The sequence below is a fragment of the Streptomyces sp. NPDC036984 genome (assembly GCF_055607665.1).
In genome coordinates this window covers 33,875-55,276 of sequence record NZ_JBVJRL010000035.1, presented here as the reverse complement: position 1 = coordinate 55,276, position 21,402 = coordinate 33,875, and the positions used below count along the sequence as shown (strand labels likewise).

The following is a 21,402-nucleotide window of genomic DNA, read 5'->3' as shown; positions in this document are numbered from 1 at the left end:
CCCGCGTTCCTCCAGCACGCCGAGGACACCTACGGCCCCGACAACCCCTTCCTCGGCTACGGGCTGCTCGACATCGAGCGCTCCCCGGCCGACCAAGGCGTCGAACTCGGCGCCTACGACGTCGTCATCGCGGCCAACGTCGTCCACGCGACCAGCCGCATTCACCGGACCCTCGGTCACATCAAGAGTCTGCTGCGCCCGAACGGGCTCCTGTTGCTCAACGAGCTCACCAGGAACCAGCTGTGGGTGCACCTGATCTTCGGGCTGCTCGAGGGCTGGTGGCGGACGGAGGACCAGGCCCTGCGCATCCCGGGCAGTCCGGTGCTCACCGTCCCCGCCTGGCGCGGTGCGCTGTCCGGGACGGGCTTCGCCGCCGTGGGATTCCCCCTCGGCGCGGAGCGCGACCTCGACCATCACGTGATCACGGCGCAGAGCGACGGCGTGATCGCCGTGGACCTCACCACGGCCACCGAGGGCCCGCGGCCGGTCTCCACGCTCCCGGCCCGGCAGCAGCCCCCCGCGCCGCGTGCAGCCGTGGCGCAGACCGCCGTGCAACAGACGGCCGTGCAACCGGCGTCCGTGCCGCGCAGCGCCGCGCCGCAGGACACCGTGCCGGCGCGGCAGCCCCGGCCCGCCGAGCTGCGCGAGAAGGGCGTCGACGCGCTGCGGGCCCTCTTCGCCGAGGTGCTGCGACTGCGTACCGAGGACTTCGACGCCGCCACGCCGTTCGAGGCGCTGGGCGTCGACTCGATCGTGGTGGTCCAGCTGACCTCCCGCCTGCGCAAGGAGTTCACCGACATACCCAGCACGTTGCTGTTCGAGTACCGGACCGTCGACGAGCTGGCCGACCACCTGCTCGACACCTGTCCGCAAGAGCTGGCGGTGCTGGCGGGCATCGGGGCGGACTCCACACCTCCGGCCGTTGAGGCGGGAGCCGCACCTACGGCCGTTGAGGTGGGACCCACACCTCCGGCACCCGAGGCGGCGGCCGCGGCCGGCACGTACGCCGACACCCGTCCCGCTGTGGCCGAGCCCGCCACCGCGGTGGGCGTGCCTGGCCCCGCGGCGGCCGAGCCCGCCCCCGCGGCCCTGGCGGTCACGCGGCCCGCAGCCCCGGCGCAGGAGGAGATCGCGATCATCGGTGTCGCCGGACGCTATCCCGGGGCCGACACCCTGGACGCGTTCTGGTCGAACCTCCGCGCCGGCCGCGACAGCGTCACCGAACTGCCCGCCGACCGCTGGGACCACCGTGCCTTCCCCGCCAGTGCGACCGGCGCACAGCCGCGGTGGGGCGGTTTCCTCAGCGACGTCGACAAGTTCGACCCTCAGTTCTTCGGCATCTCCCCGCGTGAGGCCGAGCACCTCGACCCCCAGGAGCGTCTGTTCGCCGAGTGCGCCTACGCGACGCTCCAGGACGCCGGCTACACCCGGGAGGCCGCCGCGGCCCATGGCCGGGTCGGGGTCTTCGTCGGCGTGATGTATCAGGAGTACCAGCTCCACGCAGCCCAGGAGCAGACCCTCGGCCGGCCTGTCGGCATCCCCGGCAACCCGTCGTCGATCGCCAACCGGGTGTCGTACGTCTGTGACTTCCATGGTCCGAGCGTGGCGGTGGACACGATGTGCTCGTCGTCGCTGACGGCGATCCACCTGGCGTGCCAGAGCCTGCTGCGCGGGGAGTCGGACCTCGCGCTGGCGGGAGGCGTCAACGTCTCGATCCACCCGAACAAGTACCTGATCCTCACCCAGAGCGGCCTGGTGCCCACCGGCGGCCGCTGTGCCGCGTTCGGGGCCGGGGGCGACGGGTTCGTCCCCGCCGAGGGTGTCGGCGCGGTGCTGCTGAAGCCGCTGTCGCGGGCGGTTGCCGACGGCGACCGGATCCTCGGCGTGATCAAGGGCAGTGCCGTCAACCACGGCGGCCGCACCAACGGGTACACCGTGCCCAACCCCAGGGCGCACCGGGACGTCATCACCCGTGCGCTCGCCGACGCGGGGGTCGATCCGGCCACCGTCGGCTATGTCGAGGCGCACGGGACGGGGACGTCGCTGGGTGACCCGATCGAGATCGCGGGGCTCGCCGGTGCCTTCGGGACCGGCTCCGAGCGTCCGGTGGCGATCGGTTCGGTGAAGTCGAACATCGGTCATGCGGAGAGTGCGGCGGGTGTCGCGGGGCTGACGAAGATCCTGCTTCAGCTGCGGCACGGGGAGTTGGTGCCGTCGTTGCACGCGGAGGAGCTGAACCCGCACATCGACTTCGATGCGACGCCGTTCCGGGTGCAGCGGGAGGCGGCGCCCTGGCCGTCGCCGGAGGGTGCGCCGCGCCGGGCGGGGCTGTCCTCGTTCGGTGCCGGGGGATCCAACGCCCATCTGGTGATCGAGGAGTACCTGGCACCGGAGCGGCCGGCGGTGGCCGCGCCGGGCCTGATCGTGCTCTCCGCCAGGGACGAGACCCGGCTGCGCGAGAGCGCCGACCGCCTGGCCGCCCACCTGGACACCCACCCCGACATCCGCCTCGCCGACCTCGCCCACACCCTCCAGTCCGGCCGCGAGGGCATGGCGGAGCGACTGGCCTTCCAGGCCGCGGCGGTCACCGAAGTCCGTGACCGGCTGCGGGACTTCGCGGCGGGGCGAGGCGGCGACTGGCACCGCGGCACGGCCACCGGCGGGACGGGCCGGGCAGCGCAGGCCACCCCCGCGGACCACGACCGGCTGCTCGCCGAGTGGGTCACCGGTGCCACGGTCGACTGGTCCCCGCTGTACACGGGGACCCCGGTCCGGATCGCCCTGCCGTCCTACCCCTTCGCCCGCGAGCGCCACTGGCTGCCCGTGGGCCGCCCGACCGTCGGCGTGCCGGGCACCACGGCGGCGCCGCACCCGCTGGTCCACCGCAACACCTCCTCGCTGCGGGCCCAGCGCTTCGAGACCACGCTCACCGGTGCCGAGTTCTTCGTCGCGGACCACGTCGTGGCGGGCGAGCCCGTACTGCCCGCCGTGGCGTCACTGGAGATGGCCCGCGCCGCGGCGGCCCTCGGCTGGGAGCAGGACCCCTCGGCGGCACGGCCGCTGCGGCTGACCGACGTGGTCTGGACCCGGCCCGTCACCGCGGGAGTGCCGTTGGCCATCGAGCTGACCTGCGCGGGCGACCCGGACGAGCGGGTCTCCTTCGAGATCACCGGCCCCGCGCCGGCCGGCGGGCGGACGGTGTTCGCACGCGGCGACGCCCGGCCGGGAGCGTCCGCCGAGCCGGTGGCCCGCATCGACCTGGACGCCGTCCGCACCGCGGTCACCGAGGTGTCCGTCGACGCCTGCTACACCGCGCTCACCGAGCGGGGCGTCCACTACGGTCCGGCCATGCGCGGTCTGACCGCCGTGTGGGCGGGCGACGGCCAGGTCCTCGCCAAGGTCCGGGTGACCGAGCCGGACGACGCCCTGGTGCTGCACCCGGGCCTGCTGGACGCGGCCCTGCACGCCGGGGTCGCGGTCGACCTGGGCAACGAGCGGCCCGCGGTGCCGTTCGCGGTGGACGAGGTGGCACTCGTCGCCGCCTGCCCGGCCGAAGCCTGGGCGTGGCTGCGGCTGCGCCCCGAGGGCGACGCCTTCGACGTCGACCTGTGCGACGACGAGGGCCGGGTGTGCGTACGATTCTCCGCCCTGGCGGTGCGCCCCGCGGCGGACGGTGACACGCTGCTGCTCGCTCCGTCCTGGCGCGCGGTGCAGCCGGACCCCGCCACGGCCCCGCAGCGCCGGATCATCCTCGCCGCCGGACCGTTCGCGGACTCGCTCGGCGCCGGCCACGGCGCCGACGAGCTGGTCCGCCTGACGGGCGGGATCCACGGCTACGAGGCCGACACGGACCTCGTGCTGCGGGCCGTCCGGCGCAACTCCTCCGCGGCGGCGCTGATCCAGCTCGCCCTGCCGGAAGGGACCGCGGGCACCTGGGGGGTGTCCGGGGCCCTGATGACGGCGCGACGCGAACACCCGGCCCTGCGCGGCCAGATCGTCGAGCTGCCGACGGGCACCGCCCCCGCCGAGGCGGCCCGGCTGCTGGCCCGAGCGGCCGGCGTCGACGCGGCCCGGGTCCGAGCCGGTGACGAGGGGCTGGAAACCGCCGACTGGAGCGAACTCGCGGCGCCGGACGCCGACACGCCCTGGCGGCCGGACGGCGTCTACCTGCTGGCCGGCGGTGCGGGAGGGATCGGCGCGCTGCTGGCCGCCGACATCCGCCGGCAGGCGCCCACAGCCACCGTCGTGGTGGCCGGTCGTGCGGCGACCGCCGCCGTGCCGGACGGAGTGGTCTACCGCCGCACCGACGTGACCGACGGCGAGGCCGTCCGCGGCCTGGTCGCGGACCTGGTGGCCGAGTACGGCCGCCTCGACGGGGTCGTCCAGGCGGCGGGCGTGCTGCGGGACGGCCTGCTCACCCGCAAGCGGGACGCCGACGTCGCCGCGGTGCTGGCGCCCAAGGTGGCCGGCACCCGCAACCTGGACGCGGCCACCAAGGACCTGCCGCTCGACTTCTTCGTTCTGTGTTCCTCCCTCGCCGGGGTCTTCGGCAACGTGGGCCAGGCGGACTACGCGGCGGCCAACGGCTTCCTCGACGCGTTCGCCGAGCACCGGGCCGCCCTGGTCGCACGTGGCGAGCGGCACGGCCGGACCGTGGCCGTGAACTGGCCGTTGTGGGCCGAGGGCGGCATGGCCATGGACGCCTCCGAGGTCCGTGCGGCCCATGACGGCGTCGGCCTGCGGCCGCTGCCCACCGGCGCCGCGCTGCGCGCCCTGTACCGCGCGCTGGCAGGCGGGCAGAGCCGGGTGATGGTGCTGTACGGCGACCGGGAGCGCATCTCGGCCGAGCGGCTCGCCGGCCCGGCCCCCGCCACCGCCCGGACCGAGCCCACGGCCGTGGCCTCCGCGGACCGCGAGGAGCTGGTCCGCCGGCTGACCGACGTCGTCGCGTCGGTCATCAAGCTGCCCGCGCCACGGATCGACCGTGACGTGGAGCTGATCGACTACGGCATGGACTCCATCACCGGACTCGAGATCGTCCGCGCGTTGGAGCTGACGTTCGGCCCGCTCGACAAGACGCTGCTCTTCGAGTTCCGTACCGTGGACGCGCTCGCCGGTCACCTCCTGGGCCGGTCCACGGAACGGGCGGCACCGGCCGATCCGGCGCCGACCGAGCCGACGACGGCCTCGCGACTGCCCGCCCGGTCCACGGCGGCCGATGCGAGGGCGACCCAAGCCGGGGCGGCGGACGCCGCGACACCGGGCGACGTCGCGATCATCGGTGTGGCCGGGCGCTATCCGGGGGCGGCGTCCCTGGAGGAGTTCTGGGCGAACCTGCGGGCGGGCGTGGACAGCGTCACCGAGGTTCCGGCCGAGCGGTGGGATCCGCAGGTCACCGGCGGTGGCCGGTGGGGCGGTTTCCTCACCGACGTCGACAAGTTCGACGCCCGGTTCTTCGGCATCACCCCTCGTGAGGCCGAACTCCTCGACCCGCAGGAACGATTGTTCCTGGAGTGCGCCTACGCGACGCTCCAGGACGCCGGCTACACCCGGGCCGAGGCGGCCGCACAGGGCGAGGTCGGTGTGTTCGTCGGCGTGATGTACGAGGAGTATCAGCTGCACGCCGCCGCCGCCCAGGCCCGCGGCGGTGCTCTGGCGCTGGCCGGCAGTCCCTCGTCGATCGCCAACCGGGTGTCGTACGTCTGTGACTTCCACGGTCCGAGCGTGGCGGTGGACACGATGTGCTCGTCGTCGCTGACGGCGATCCATCTGGCGTGTCAGAGCCTGCTGCGCGGGGAGTCGGATCTCGCGCTGGCCGGTGGGGTGAACGTGTCCGTGCACCCGAACAAGTTCCTGCTCCTGGACCAGGGCGGGTTCGTGGGCGAGAGCGGCCGGTGTGCGGCCTTCGGTGCCGGCGGGGACGGTTATGTGCCGGGTGAGGGTGTCGGCGCGGTGCTGCTGAAGCCGCTGTCGCGGGCGGTTGCCGACGGTGACCGGATCCTCGGTGTGATCAAGGGCAGTGCCGTCAACCACGGCGGCCGCACGGGCGGGTACACCGTGCCCGACCCGGCCGCGCAGCGCCGGGTGGTCCGCCGGGCGCTGGACCGCTCCGGGGTGGACCCCCGGACGGTCGGCTATGTCGAGGCGCACGGGACGGGGACGTCGCTGGGTGACCCGATCGAGATCGCGGGGCTCGCCGGTGCCTTCGGGACCGGCTCCGAGCGTCCGGTGGCGATCGGTTCGGTGAAGTCGAACATCGGTCATGCGGAGAGTGCGGCGGGTGTCGCGGGGCTGACGAAGATTCTGCTTCAGCTGCGGCACGGGGAGTTGGTGCCGTCGTTGCACGCGGAGGAGCTGAACCCGCACATCGACTTCGATGCGACGCCGTTCCGGGTGCAGCGGGAGGCGGCGCCCTGGCCGTCGCCGGAGGGTGCGCCGCGCCGGGCGGGGCTGTCCTCGTTCGGTGCCGGGGGATCCAACGCCCATCTGGTGATCGAGGAGTACCTGGCACCGGAGCGGCCGGCGGTGGCCGCGCCGGGCCTGATCGTGCTCTCCGCCAGGGACGAGACCCGGCTGCGCGAGTCGGCCGCGAACCTCCTCGCCCACCTGGGCGAACACCCGATGGCCCTCTCCGAGTTGGCGTACACCCTCCAGATCGGACGCGAGGCCATGCGCTGCCGGCTGGCCTTCCACGCCACCGACGTCGACGAGGTGCGGGCCCGGCTCGCGGCCTTCCTCGCCGGCCACACCGAGGGGCTGCACCAGGGCCGGGCCGACCGTGCGCGCCCCGTCGCCGCGGCGTTCGCCGACGAGGAGGATGCCGAGACGCTGCGCCGCTGGCTGCGGCGCGGCAAGCACGGTCTCGTCCTGGACATGTGGACGCAGGGCCTCGACGTCGACTGGGCCGCGCTGTACGAGTCCGGCACGCCTCGCCGCGTGGCCCTGCCGACGTACCCGTTCGCGCGCGATCGGCACTGGATCGACCCGGTCCCGGCGGCCGTGGCCGGACCGCCCGCGGCCCTGCTGCATCCGCTGGCCCAGCGCAACACCTCGGACTTCGGCGCCCAGCGCTACAGCGCCCGCTTCACCGGCGGCGAGTTCTTCCTGGCCGACCACGTCGTCCAGGGACGGCCGATGCTGCCCGGCGTCGCCGTCCTGGAACTGGCCCGCGCCGCGGTCGAGTTCACCGTGCCCGACCGGGTGACCGCGCTGACCGACGTCGTGTGGCTGCGGCCCTTCGTGCCCGCGCCCGGGCAAGAGCTGAGTGTCGTGCTCGTCCCGGGTGACGAGCGGATCGCCTTCGAGGTCCGGTCCGATGACGTGCACGCCACCGGCGAGGTCGCCACCGGCGAGACCGAGGCACCGCGGCCCGTCCACGACCGGCAGGCCCTGCTCGCCGGGCTCGCCGCCGTACCCGTGGCACGCTGCTACGAGGCGCTCGCCGCGTGCGGCATCGCCTATGGGCCCGCGATGCGCGCCCTCACCGAGGTACACGCCGGCGACGGCACGGTACTCGCCCGGCTGCGCAGGCCCGACGCGGACGCGGACGGCTTCACCCTTCACCCGGCTCTGCTCGACGCGGCTCTGCACGCCGGCATCGCGCTCGACCTCACCGCGGGCCGGACGGCCGTGCCGTTCGCCGTCGACCGCGTCGAACTGCTCGCCGTCTGCCCGGCCGAGCCCTGGGCCTGGCTGCGCCGCCGCCCCGGTGCCTCCCTGTTCGACGTCGACCTCTTCGACGACGAGGGACGCGTCTGTGTCCGGCTGACCGGGGTGTCCGTCCGGTCGCTGGAGGACGACCCGGACCAGGCGGCGCCGGCCACCGCACAAGCGCCCCGTACCGCGACCGGCGCCGCCGGCCCTCGTGACGAGGAGGACACCGAAGCGGTCAGCCCGCAGGCACCGGAACACGCCCGGGTGGTTCGCTACCTGACGTCCGTCCTGGCCGCCCAGGTGAAGCTCCCGGCGCACGAGCTGGCCGCCGACGTGCCGCTCTCCGAGCACGGGATCGAGTCCGTCATGGCGCTCCAGATCATCCGTGAGCTCGAGCGGAGCTTCGGGCCGCTGGCCAAGACCCTGTTGTTCGAGCGGCGCACCGTCGACGCGCTCGCCGAGTACTTCCGCACCGAGCACGCGGAGCGGCTCGCCGCCCTCCTCGGCGAGGACCGCCCTGCCACCCCGCCCGCCGCCGCACAGCCGCAGTCCGGCGTGCCGACGGGCATCGCGGCGGGACACCGGCGCGGACACGCCCTGGCGGCCGCGGCGCGTCCGGCGGGGGACCGCCGGGACGGGACACCCGCAGAGGGGATACGCCCCGACGACGTCGCGATCATCGGTGTGGCCGGGCGCTATCCGGGGGCGGCGTCCCTGGAGGAGTTCTGGGCGAACCTGCGGGCGGGCGTGGACAGCGTCACCGAGGTTCCGGCCGAGCGGTGGGATCCGCAGGTCACCGGCGGTGGCCGGTGGGGCGGTTTCCTCACCGACGTCGACAAGTTCGACGCGTTGTTCTTCCACATGTCACCCGCCGACGCCGAGCTGACCGACCCGCAGGAGCGGTTGTTCCTGGAGTGCGCCTACGCGACGCTCCAGGACGCCGGTTACACCCGGGCGCGCGCCGCGGCCCACGGCCACGTCGGTGTGTTCGTCGGCGTGATGTACGAGGAGTACCAGCTCTTCGGCGCCCAGGCGCAGGCGCACGGCCGGGCGCTGGCCGCCGGCGGGGTGCCGGCCTCGATCGCCAACCGGGTGTCGTACGTCTGTGACTTCCACGGTCCGAGCGTGGCGGTGGACACGATGTGCTCGTCGTCGCTGACGGCGATCCATCTGGCGTGCCAGAGCCTGCTGCGCGGGGAGTCGGATCTCGCGCTGGCCGGTGGGGTGAACGTGTCCGTGCACCCGAACAAGTTCCTGCTCCTGGACCAGGGCGGGTTCGTGGGCGAGAGCGGCCGGTGTGCGGCGTTCGGTGCCGGCGGGGACGGTTATGTGCCGGGTGAGGGTGTCGGCGCGGTGCTGCTGAAGCCGCTGTCGCGGGCGGTTGCCGACGGCGACCGGATCCTCGGTGTGATCAAGGGCAGTGCCGTCAACCACGGCGGCCGCACCGGCGGGTACACCGTGCCCGACCCCGCCGCCCAGGCCGAAGTGGTGCGCCGCGCCCTCGACGTCGCGGAGGTCGATCCGGCCACCGTCGGCTACATCGAGGCGCACGGGACGGGGACGTCGCTGGGTGACCCGATCGAGATCGCGGGGCTCGCCGGTGCCTTCGGGACCGGCTCCGAGCATCCGGTGGCGATCGGTTCGGTGAAGTCCAACATCGGCCACGCCGAGAGCGCCTCCGGCATCGCGGGGCTGACGAAGATCCTGCTTCAGCTGCGGCACGGGGAGTTGGTGCCGTCGCTGCACGCGGAGGAGCTGAACCCGCACATCGACTTCGATGCGACGCCGTTCCGGGTGCAGCGGGAGGCGGCGCCCTGGCCGTCGCCGGAGGGTGCGCCGCGCCGGGCGGGGCTGTCCTCGTTCGGTGCCGGGGGATCCAACGCCCATCTGGTGATCGAGGAGTACCTGGCACCGGGGCAGCCGCCGGAGGAGGGCGCGCCGGGCCTGATCGTGCTCTCCGCGACGGACGCGGAACGCCTCACCGAGGTCGCGCGCGGACTGCTGCACCACCTGCGGACCGGCTCGCCCCGCCTGGCCGACCTGGCGTACACCCTCCAGGTCGGCCGGGAGGAGATGACCGAGCGCCTGGCCTTCTCCGTCCGGAACACCGGCGAACTGCGCGACCGGCTGGCCGACTTCGTCGAGGGCCGGCCGGGTGACTGGCACCGCGGCCGGGCCGGCCGGGGCGGGGAGCTCGCCGCGCTGTTCGCCGGCGACGACGATGCCCGCGAGGCCGTGGCCGCCTGGATCGCCAAGGGCAAGCACGACCGCCTGCTGGCGGCCTGGGTCAACGGGCTGACCGTCGACTGGGAGCTGCTGCACCGCGGCCGCACCCCGCGCCGGATCGGGCTGCCCGGCTACCCGTTCGCCCGCGAGCGCCACTGGATCGAGCCGGTCGGCCGGTCCACCGTCCCGGCGGCCCTCCACCCCCTGGTCCAGCGCAACGTCTCCACCCTGTGGCAGCAGCGCTTCGAAACCACCCTGACCGGAGCCGAGTTCTTCCTCGCCGACCACCGGGTGGGCGGCCGGCGCATCCTGCCCGCGGCCGCCGCACTGGAGATGGCGTACACCGCGGCGCACCTGACGCTGGGTTCGCCGTCCGACGCACAGCTGAACCTCACCGACGTGGTGTGGCAGCGCCCGGTGGACCCGGCCGAGGCCGGCGGCACCGTCACCGTGGCCATCGACCTGGCGGCCGCCACCGAGGACACGCTCGGCTTCACCGTCGCCCAGGCGGGAGACGAGGAACGGCGCTTCGTCCAGGGCGGGGCGTACCTGCGCACGCCCGAGCCGGCTCCGGCGCTCGACCTGGCGGCGCTGCTCGCCGACTGCAACCGGACCACGTCCGCCGACGAGGTGTACGACCGGTGCGCCCGGTCCGGCATCGCCTACGGCCCGCGGATGCGCGCACTGCGGGAAGTGCGGGCCGGCTCCGGGCAGGTCCTGGCCCGAGTGGCGCCGGCCGGCCCGGCGGGCCGTACCCCGTACACCCTGCACCCGGACCTGCTCGACGCGGCACTCCAGGCGGCCGCCGGCCTGCCCCCGCTGCCCGGCGCGGCCCGGGCGGGCGGAGCCGCACTGCCGTTCGCACTCGACGAACTCACCGTGTACGCACCGCTGGACGGCCCGGCGTGGGTGTGGGTGCGCCGACGCGAGGAGCGCGGCGCCGGCGACCAGGTCCTCGACCTCGACCTCTGCGACGACGACGGCCGGGTCCGGGTGGCCCTGCGCGGGCTGCGCCTGCGGGCCGCCGCCGTACCCGCCGTACCCCCCGCCGGCCCGGCCGGCCCGGCCGAGGGCACTCTGCTGCTGGCCCCGGTGTGGCACGAGGCGCCCGAGCGGGAGCCCGAGCCGACCGAGCGCGTGGTGCTCCTGACCCGGCGGCACGCCGACGTCCCGGTGCCCGGCGCGGGCCTCGTCCTGCTGGACGGCCGTACCGAGACCTACGAGGACGACGCCGCTCTGGTGCTGCGGGAAGTACAGCGGCTGACCGCGGACGGTGCTCCGAAACCGACCCGGTGCCAGCTCGTCGTACCCGAGGAGGCGCTCCCGGCCGCCGGGCTGAGCGGCCTGCTGCTGTCGGCCGCCCAGGAGTACCCGGGGCTGGAGGTCCAGACGGTGGAGGTGCCCGCCGACGCCGATGCGGCGACGGTGACCGCGCACCTCGACCGGGCACTGCGGCTGCCTTCGGCGGCCCGGACCCGGGGCGGCCGGGTGGCCGGCTGGGCGGAACTGCCCGACGGGGACGCGCCGGTGCCGTGGCGTGACGGCCGCGTCTATCTGGTCACCGGAGGGCGTGGCGGCATCGGGCGGCTGCTGGCCGCCGACATCGTCCGGCAGGCGCCCGGCGCGACCGTCGTCCTGGTCGGCCGCTCGCCCGCGCACGACCTGCCCGGCGAGGCCGGCGACGCACGCGTGCGCTACCGGCAGGCCGACGTCGCCGACATCGCGGCCGTACGCCGGCTGGTCGCCGACGTGCTCGCCGAGCACGGCAGGCTGGACGGCGTCCTGCACGCCGCCGGTGTGCTGCGGGACGGTCTGCTCGCGCACAAGACGCCCGAGGACCTCGCCGCCGTCCTGGCGCCGAAGAGCGCCGGGGTCCGCAACCTGGACGAGGCGACCCGGGACCTTCCGCTGGAGCTCTTCGCGTTGTTCTCCTCGGCCACCGGAGCCTTCGGCAACGTGGGCCAGGGCGACTACGCCGCCGGCAACGGCTTCCTCGACCGGTTCGCCGACCACCGGGCCGCCCTGGTCGCCCGCGGCGAACGGCACGGCACCACCGTCTCGGTCGGCTGGCCGCTGTGGGCCGAAGGCGGCATGACGGTGGACGACACGACGGTGGCGGCCCTGCGCGGGCTCGGCCTGGCCCCGCTGGCCACGGCCGACGCCATGCATGCCCTCTACCGTGCGCTGGCCTCGGGCCGCAGCCACCTGGTGGCACTCACCGGCGACCTGGCCCGGCTGCGGGACCGGTTCGTCACCGGCCCCGCCGACCCGGCACCCGTCGCTGGGATCCAGACCGAACTCGCTGCCCTGGTGTCGCACATCCTGCGCGTCGACCCGGCCGACCTCGACCCCGACACGGAGCTGAACGACTACGGCTTCGAACCGGTCACCCTGGCCGAGCTGGCCCGGCGGATCAGCCTGGCCTTCCGGCTGGACGTCGGCACCGCCGAGCTGCTGGAGCACACCACCCTCGGGCGGCTCGCCCACCACCTTTGCGAGACGTATCCCCACCTCGTCGGCCGGGCCGGCGGAGCCAAGGAGATGAACGATGCCAGCGCCTGACGACGACCTGAGGGAGAAAGCGCGCCAGTACGTCGCGGGCCGGCTCGCCGCCGTGCTCAAACTGGCTCCGGAACGCCTCGACGCCGCCGTGCCGATCAGCGAGTACGGCACCGACTCCGTCAAGGCGGTGGAGGTGACGCTGCTGATGGAGCGGGACCTCGGGCCGCTGCCGCGGACCCTGCTGTTCGAGTACCCGACGGTCGGCGAGCTGGCCGACCATCTGCTCTCCACCGCCCGTGCCCGGCTGACCGCCGTGATCGGCCACGACACCGCGCAGGCCCCGGAACCGGTGGCGGACACCCCGGACCGGCCGTCGGCGGCGGACCGGCGGGTGTCGCCCACCGGCCGCATCAGCCTGACCGGACACCGCCTCACGCCCGCGCCACCGGTGCCGACGGCGGCCCAGGACACCCCGGCGGCGCCGGGAGACGGGCCGCTCGACATCGCGATCGTCGGCGTCGCCGGGCGCTACCCCGGCGCCCGCGACCCCGAGGAGTTCTGGCAGAACCTGCGCGCGGGCCGGGACTGCGTCACCGAGGTCCCCGCGGACCGCTGGGACCACGACGCCTACTACGACCCGCGCAAGGGCGAGCCGGGCCGCACCTACAGCAAGTGGGGCGGGTTCATCGACGGCGTCGACGAGTTCGACCCGCTGTTCTTCGCCATCTCGCCCCGCGAGGCCGAACTGCTCGACCCGCAGGAGCGGCTCTTCCTCCAGTGCGCCTACGAAACCGTCGAGGACGCCGGCTACACCCGGGCCACCCTGCCGCCCACGGTGGGCGTGTTCGTCGGGGTGATGTACGAGGAGTACCAGCTGCACGCCGCGCAGGACCAACTGCGCGGCCGGCGCTACGCCGTGGGCGGCAACGCCTCGTCGGTCGCCAACCGGGTCTCGTACACGCTCGACCTGCGTGGCCCCAGCGTCGCGCTGGACACCATGTGCTCGTCCTCGCTGACCGCGCTCCACCTGGCCTGCCGCGCGATCCGCGCCGGCGAGTGCGATGCCGCGCTGGTCGGCGGCGTCAACGTGACGATCCACCCGAACAAGTACCTGATGCTCGCGCAGGGCCGGTTCGCGTCCAGCACCGGACGCTGCGCCAGCTTCGGCGCGGGCGGCGACGGTTATGTGCCCGCCGAGGGCGTGGGAGCCGTCCTGATCAGGCCGCTGGAGCAGGCCCTGGCCGCCGGCGACCGGATTCTCGGCGTCATCAAGGGCACCGCCGTCAACCACGGTGGCCGGGCCACGGGCTACACCGTGCCCAACCCGCAGGCGCAGGCCGACGTCATCACCCGCGCGCTGCACCAGGCCGGCGCCGACCCGTCGTCCATCGGCTACGTCGAGGCCCACGGCACCGGCACCGAACTCGGCGACCCGATCGAACTGGCCGGCCTCACCCGGGCGTTCGCCGACCGGACGGCCGCGGCGGCCCCGATCGCGCTCGGCTCGGTGAAGTCCGCCATCGGGCATGCCGAGAGCGCCTCGGGCATCGCCGCGCTCACCAAGGTCCTGCTCCAGTTCCGGCACGGCGAACTGGTGCCGTCCCTGCACTCCGCCGAACCGAATCCGCACATCGACTTCGACGCCACACCGTTCCGGGTGCAGCGCGAGCGGGCCCCGTGGCCGGCCGGCGGACGGCCGCGCCGGGCCGGAATCTCCTCCTTCGGCGCCGGCGGGGCCAACGCCCACGTCATCGTCGAGGACCACCCGGCTCCGCCGCGCAGTGCCTCGCCCTCCCCGGAGCCCGCGCTGATCGTGCTCTCCGCCCGGGACCGCGACCGGCTCGCCGAGCAGGCCCGCCGGCTGCACTCCGCGCTCGACCGGTACACCGACGCGGACCTCGCCGACATCGCGTACACCCTCCAGACGGGCCGGGAGGCCCTGGAGGAGCGGCTCGGCTTCGCCGCGCGAACCCTCGACGAGGTGCGCGAGCGGCTGACCGGACACCTCCGCGGCGCGCAGGCCCCCGCCGACCAGGCCGGCGCCGGGCCGCTCGACCGGTGGCTCGCCGGGGAGCCCGTCGACTGGGCCGCCCTGCACACCGGGGCGCCCCGGCGGCGGGTGGCGCTGCCGACCTACCCCTTCGCGCGGGAGCGGCACTGGGCCCCCGGCCCGCTCGACGCCCCGCCCACGGCACAGGGCACGGTGAGCGCGTCGAACGCGGCTTGGGCACCGGTTCCGACGGCGCAGGACGCGGCCGCGGCTGCGGACCCGAGCGCACGGGGCGCGGCCCCGTCACCGGGCACGGCCACGGCGGACGGCAGCATCGCCGCACCGGGCGCGGTGGCCGGGGGCACGCTCGCGCTGCGCAACGAATCCGGCGTCCACGGCCTGCGGTTCGCCACGACGCTCACCGGTGCGGAGTACTTCCTCACCGACCACCTGGTCGGCGGCGACCGCGTGCTGCCCGCCGCCGTCCAGCTCGAACTCGTCCGCGCCGCGGTGGCGGAGGCCGCGGGACCGGGGGAGCGGGCGATCCGGCTGACCGACGTCGCCTGGCCGCGCCCGGTCACGGCGGGTGCCGCGCCCGTGGAGCTGGCCGTCGCGCTCACCCCGCGCACCGGCGAGACGATCGGCCTGCGGGTCACCGCCGACGGATCGGTGGTCTCGCTGGGTACCGCCCACGTCACCACGGCGCCCGCCGAGCGCCCCGTCCTCGACCTGGACGCCCTGCGCGCCGCCGGCGACCGGCGTATCCCGGCCGACCGCTGCTACGACATGCACGCCTCGGCCGGCATCGAGTACGGGCCGTCGATGCGCGCGGTCGAGGAACTGGCCGTCGGCCCGGGGCAGGTGCTCGCTCGCCTGCGGGCCACCGGCCCCGCCCCGGCACCCGGCGGCCTGCACCCGGCGATCCTGGACGGCGCCCTGCACGCCGCCATCGGTCTCGCCGCCGACGGCGACACCGCCCCTGCGGGCGTGCCCTTCGCGGTCGCCGAGGTGGAGATCCTCGCACCGACGCCGGCCTCGGCCCACGCCCACATCCGCCCGGGCGCCGACCGCCCCGGCACGCTGGACATCGACGTCTGCGACGACGACGGCCGGATCTGCGTCCGGCTGCGCGGCCTCGCGGTGGGCGTTCCGGGCCCCGCCCGGACCACCCCGGCCGACCGGCACCTGCTGCGCCCCGTCTGGGAGGAGCACACCCCCGCCGCGGCCGAAGCGCCGGAGCCCGCCGTCGTCCTGATCGCCGGTGGGACCGAGGAGCAGCGGCAGTGGCTGCGAGCCGCCCACCCGCGGGCGGACGTGCGCGTCCAGGACCTGACCGACGTGCGGGCCGAACCGGGCGTCGACCAGGTGTACTGGATCGCGCCCGTCGACGCCGCCGACGGCACCGAGCCCGTCCTGCACTGCTTCCGCTGGGTGAAGGCGTTCCTCCAGGCCGGCTATGCGGACACACCGCTCGGCTGGACCGTGATCACCCACCAGACCCAGAAGGTCGCCGCGTCCGACGGCGTCCACCCCACCGCGGCCGGGGTGCACGGACTGACCGGTTCGCTCGCCAAGGAACACCCGCGGTGGTCGGTGCGGCTGGTCGACCTCGCCCTGGGCGAGCCGTGGCCGGTGGCAGCGCTGCGCACCCTGCCGGCGGATCCGCACGGCGCCACCCTGGCCTTCCGTGACGGCCGCTGGTACCGGCAGGAGCTCCGCCCGCTCACGCTGCCCGCGCCGGCCCGGCCGCCCTACCGGCACGGCGGGGTCTACGTGGTCGTCGGAGGGGCCGGCGGCATCGGCGAGGCCTGGACCGAGCACCTGGTGAGCCGGTACGCCGCACAGGTCGTGTGGATCGGCAGGCGGCCGCTGGACGCGGCCATCGAGGAGCGCCTTGACCGGCTCGGCCACCTCGGCCCGCGGCCCCTGTACCTCTCGGCGGACGGCGCCGATGCCGCCGCGATGGACCGGGTCCGCCGCGACGTCGTCGCCCGGTTCGGCCGGGTGGACGGTGTCGTGGTGTCCGCCATCGTGCTGCGCGACCGGATGCTGTTCTCCATGCCCGAGTCGGATCTGCGGGCCGTGCTGTCCGCCAAGATCGCGCTCACCGAGGCCGTGTCGGCCGCGTTCGCCGCACAGCGCCTCGACTTCCTCCTGTTCTTCTCCTCGCTGGTCGCCCACGCCCGCCCGCCGGGCCAGGGCAACTACGCCGCCGGCAGCACCTTCGAGGACGCGTACGCCGAGTGGCTCCGCCAGCGGCACGACTGGCCGGTCAAGGTCGTCGACTGGGGCTACTGGGGCAGCGTCGGCGTGGTCGCCGACGACGCCCACCGCGCCCGCATGGCGAGCTTCGGGCAGGGCTCCATCGAGCCGCCGGAGGCGATGGACGTCGTGGAGCGCCTCCTGGCCGGGCCGGAGGACCACATCGGGTTCATGAAGACCGCCACCGCCCCGGACGCCGCCCCGGCCGCCACGGCGCCGGCCCCGGCCACCGGATCCGGAACCACCCTGCGGTCCCGGGCCGTGGCCCACCTCAAGCGGTTGTTCGGCGCCACGGTCAAGCTCGCGCCCGAACGCATCGACGCCGCCCGATCGCTGCGCGACTACGGCCTGGACTCGGTGATGTCCGTCGAACTCGCCGAGCAGCTGCGCACCGCCGTCCCGGACATCGGCAGCACCTTCTTCTTCGAGTACACCAGCGTCGACGAGGTCGTCGACCACCTGCTGGGCACCCACCCCGAGGGCCTGGCCCGGCTGGTGGGCGAACCCGGGCAGGGCGCGCCCGCCCCGGCCCCCGAGGAGGCCCGGCCCGCGGCGCCCGCCCTGCCACCGGCGCCGGCGCAGCGGCCCGCGGCCGGCCCCGAGGGCGGAACCGCCGCCGGGGACGACATCGCGGTGATCGGCCTCTTCGGCCGTTACCCCGGGGCCGCCGACGTCGACGCGTTCTGGGAGAACCTGCTCGCCGGCCGCGCGGCCATCGGGGAGATCCCGGCCGAGCGCTGGGACTGGCGCACGTACTACGACCCGGCCCGGGGCACCCGTGGGCGGACGTACAGCCGCTGGGGTGGCTTCCTCGCCGACGCGGACGCCTTCGACGCGGGCTTCTTCGGCATCTCGCCCGCCGAGGCCCGGCACCTCGACCCGCAGGAGCGCGTGTTCCTGGAGGCGGTGCACGCCGCGATCGAGGACGCGGGCCACACCACGGCCACCCTGAGCCCGGACCGCCGGGTCGGCGTGTTCGTAGGCGCGATGAACGGCAACTACCCGAGCGGTGTGCGGTTCTGGTCGATCGCCAACCGGGTCTCGTTCCTGTTCGACCTGCGCGGCCCGAGCCTGGCCGTGGACAGCGCCTGCTCCTCCTCGCTGACCGCGATCCACCTCGCGGTGGAGAGCCTGCGCTCCGGCACCAGCGACTGCGCCGTCGCCGGCGGAGTCAACCTGATCGTCCACCCCGACCACTACATCCGCCTCAGCGAGATGACCATGCTCTCCCCGGGCGAGCGCAGCGCCCCGTTCGGGGCGGGCGCGGACGGCTTCGTCGACGGTGAGGGCGTCGGCGTCGTCGTCCTCAAGCCGTTGGCCGCCGCGCTCGCCGACGGCGACCACATCCACGGCGTGATCAAGGGAACGCACGTCAACGCCAACGGCCGCACCAGCGGTTACACCGTGCCCGGTCCGGCCGGTCAGAGCACGGCCGTCGCCGAGGCGCTGCGCCGGGCCGACGTGCCGGCCCGCTCCGTCTCCTACGTCGAGGCGCACGGGACGGGCACCGCGCTCGGGGACCCCATCGAGATCGGCGGGCTCACCCGGGCGTTCCGCCGGCACACCGCGGACACCGGCTTCTGCGCGATCGGTTCGGTGAAGTCGAACATCGGCCACACCGAGAGCGCGTCCGGGATCGCCGGGCTCACCAAGGTGCTGCTCCAGCTGCGGCACCGCACCCTCGTACCGTCTCTCAACGCCGAGACCACCAACCCGCACATCGACTTCGCCACGACACCGTTCACGGTGCAGCGGACGGCGGCTCCCTGGGAGCGGCCGGTGCTCGACGTCGACGGCCGGCCGGTCCGCCATCCGCTGCGCGCGGGCGTCTCGTCCTTCGGCGCGGGCGGCGCGAACGCGCACCTGGTCGTCGAGGAGGCGCCCGAGCCGCCGACGACGGCCGGTGCGCCCGGCCCGCAGCTCATCGTGCTGTCCGCGCGCGACGAGGCCGGGCTGCACGAACGCGCCCGCCGGCTGCTCGCCTTCGCCACCGCGGGCCACTGCCCGCCGGGCCGGTTCGCCGACCTCGCCCACACGCTTCAGACCGGGCGGGAGGAGATGGCGGAGCGGCTGGCGCTCCGCGCGGCAGGACCGGACGACCTGCGCGCGCAGTTGAGCCGCTTCGTGGACGGCCTGACCGGCCGGTGGCTGCGCGGCCGGATCGACCCGCACGGCGAGCGGCCGGCCGACGTCCCCGTCGCCGAACAGCGCAGCTGGTCCCCGGAGCGTCTCCTGGAGGCGTGGGTGCAGGGCATGCGGATCGACTGGACCGCGCTGCGGAACGGCCCGGCGCCCCGCCGGATGAGCCTGCCGACGTACCCGTTCGCCCGCGACCGGTACTGGATCGCCGCCGACGCGGACAGCCGGCCGCACCCGCTGCTCGACCGCAGCGTCTCGACGCTGTGGGGGCCGCTCTACGAGTCCGCGTGGACCGGCGAGGAGTTCTTCCTCGCCGACCACCGGGTCCGCGGTGCGCGGGTGCTGCCCGCCGCCGCCCACCTCGAACTGGTCCGCGCGGCCGTCGCGCACGCCGCCGGAACGCCCGAGGCCGGGGTCGCCCTGTCCGACGTGGTCTGGGTCCGGCCGTTCGCCGCGGCCGAGCGCCCGGAGCCGGTGCGGGTGGCCCTCACCCCCGACGCGGACCGGGGAACCGTCTCCTTCGAGGTGCGCTCCACCGACGCGACGCCGGTCGTCTACTGCACCGGCCGGGCCCGGCCGGCCACCGGCGGCGAACCGGTGCTCGACCTGACGGCCATCCGCGCCCGGTGCCCGCGAGGACCGGTCTCGGGGGCGGACTGCCGGGCCCTCTTCGCCACCGCGGACATCGTGTACGGCCCCGGCATGCAGGCCTTGGACCAGGTGTGGACCGGGACGGGCGAGGTGCTGGCCCGGCTGCGGCTGCCCGCCCATCTCAAGGCCGGCCGAGGCGGCTTCCTGGCCCACCCGTCCATGGTGGACGCGGCACTCCAGGCGATCGCCTCTCTCGGCGCGCCCGGCGGCGAACCGGACGGCATCGGGCTGCCGTTCGCCGTCGACCGGGCCGAGCTGCTCCGGCCCGTCCCGGCTCAGGCATGGGCGCACGTCCGGCCGCACCCGGGCACGGCCGCCTCGGTCGACATCGACGTCCTCGACGAGCAGGGTCGCCTCTGCGTCCGGCTGCACCGGCTGACGGTCCGCCCGCTCCCGGCGCCCGAACCGGCCCCACGGGACGCCCCCGACCTCGACTCGCTCGCCGCGGACCTGCTGTGGGAGCAGCTGCGCGCGGCCGACGGCTTCAGCGGGCCGCACATCGACCCGGACGGGCCGGACCGGGCCGCGCACCTGCCCCGGCACCTGCGCCGCTGGCTCGCGGAGAGCCTGCGGATCCTCGCCGAGCGAGGCCGGCTGACCCGTGACGGCGGCCGGTACGCCGTCCCGTCCGGGCAGGAGGGCAATCCCTCCGCCTGGTCCGCCTGGAACGCGGCGAAGGACGCCTGGGGCGACCGGCCCGCGGTCGCCGCGCAGGTCGAACTCGTCGAGGCCGCCCTGCGCGGGCTGCCGGACCTGCTCGCCGGCCGGCGCCTGGCCCACGAGATCCTCTTCCCGGACTCCTCGATGGACCTGCTCCAAGCCCTCTACCAGGGCAACGAGGAGGCCAACAGCGCACTCGCCGACGCGCTGACAGGCCACGTCGAACAGCGACTCGCGGCCGACCCGGGGGCGCGGCTGCGCATCCTGGAGGTCGGCGCGGGCACCGGCGGGACCAGCGCGGTCCTGTTCGACCGGCTGCGCCCGTACGGGGACGCGGTCGCCGAGTACCGCTACACCGACGTCTCCGCGAGCTTCCTGCGGCACGCCCGGCAGCAGTTCGGCCCGGCGGCGCCGTACCTGGAGTGCCAGGTGCTCGACATCGAACGGGCGCCGGGCGAGCAGGGCATCGAAACCGGGACGTACGACGTCGTGGTGGCCACCAACGTGCTGCACGCCACCCGGCGGATCGCCGACACGCTCGGGCACGTCCGGCAGGTGCTGCGGCCCGGCGGCGTGCTGCTGCTCAACGAGCTCACACGCAACCGCCTCTGGCTCCATCTCACCTTCGGTCTCCTGGAGGGCTGGTGGCGGACCGAGGACCCGGAGCTGCGGGTGCAGGGCAGCCCGGTCCTCGCCCCGGAGGGCTGGCGCGACGCGCTGACCGCCGTCGGCTTTTCGACCGTCCGTTTCCCGTTCGGCATGACCGCCGACGTGGACCAGCACACCGTGGTGGCGACCGCCGACGGCGCCGTCGGCGGTGAGCACGCCGCCGGCAGGCCGGCCGGCGCCGCCGCCCCGGCCCTGCCCCGGGACCGCGAGCCCGCGGCGGTCCCCGTGCCCGCGGTCGCCGCCCCCGCGCCGCGACGCGCGGCGGGGGCGGCGGTCGAGGAGCTGGCCGGGTCTCTGGCGGAGGTGCTGGAGATGCCCGTGGGCTCCATCGATCCGGACCGGCCGTTCGCCGAGCTGGGCCTGGACTCGATCTTCGCGGTGCAGTGGGCGAAGCTCATCGAGGAACGTCTCGGCGTGGAGCTCACCGCCGCCCGCGTGTACGACTACCCGACCGTCCGCCTGCTGGCCGGCTACCTCGAAGAGGAGCTGACGCCGCCCGCGCCCCCGGCGGTGGACGAGCACCTGACCCTGGACGACGTCCTGCGGCGGGTCGAGGAAGGAACCCTGGACATCGACACGGCTGAGCGGTTGCTGAGCCGGCTGACGGGACAGGGCCGATGAGCCGCCGAGGAGAGAACCATGCCGCAACG

General features: G+C 75.1%; 3 protein-coding genes. 2 read left to right on the top strand and 1 reads right to left on the bottom strand.

The window, feature by feature from the left end; all coding sequences use genetic code 11:
• A partial coding sequence (locus ACZ7DL_RS37000; protein ID WP_470781173.1) for a hypothetical protein occupies positions 1 to 180 on the bottom strand: 180 nt, incomplete at its 3' end.
• Positions 181 to 213: 33 nt separating this feature from the next.
• On the opposite strand from ACZ7DL_RS37000, the gene ACZ7DL_RS36995 reads away from it, so the two are divergent.
• The gene (locus tag ACZ7DL_RS36995) at positions 214 to 12,441 is read left to right on the top strand and encodes an SDR family NAD(P)-dependent oxidoreductase (RefSeq protein ID WP_470781171.1); all 12,228 of its coding nucleotides are present in this window, start codon (positions 214 to 216) and stop codon (positions 12,439 to 12,441) included.
• Complete coding sequence (locus tag ACZ7DL_RS36990) at positions 12,428 to 21,373, top strand: SDR family NAD(P)-dependent oxidoreductase (protein ID WP_470781169.1); 8,946 nt, start codon at positions 12,428 to 12,430, stop codon at positions 21,371 to 21,373. Before ACZ7DL_RS36995 ends, ACZ7DL_RS36990 begins: the two co-directional genes overlap by 14 nt.
• Positions 21,374 to 21,402: the final 29 nt, after the last annotated feature.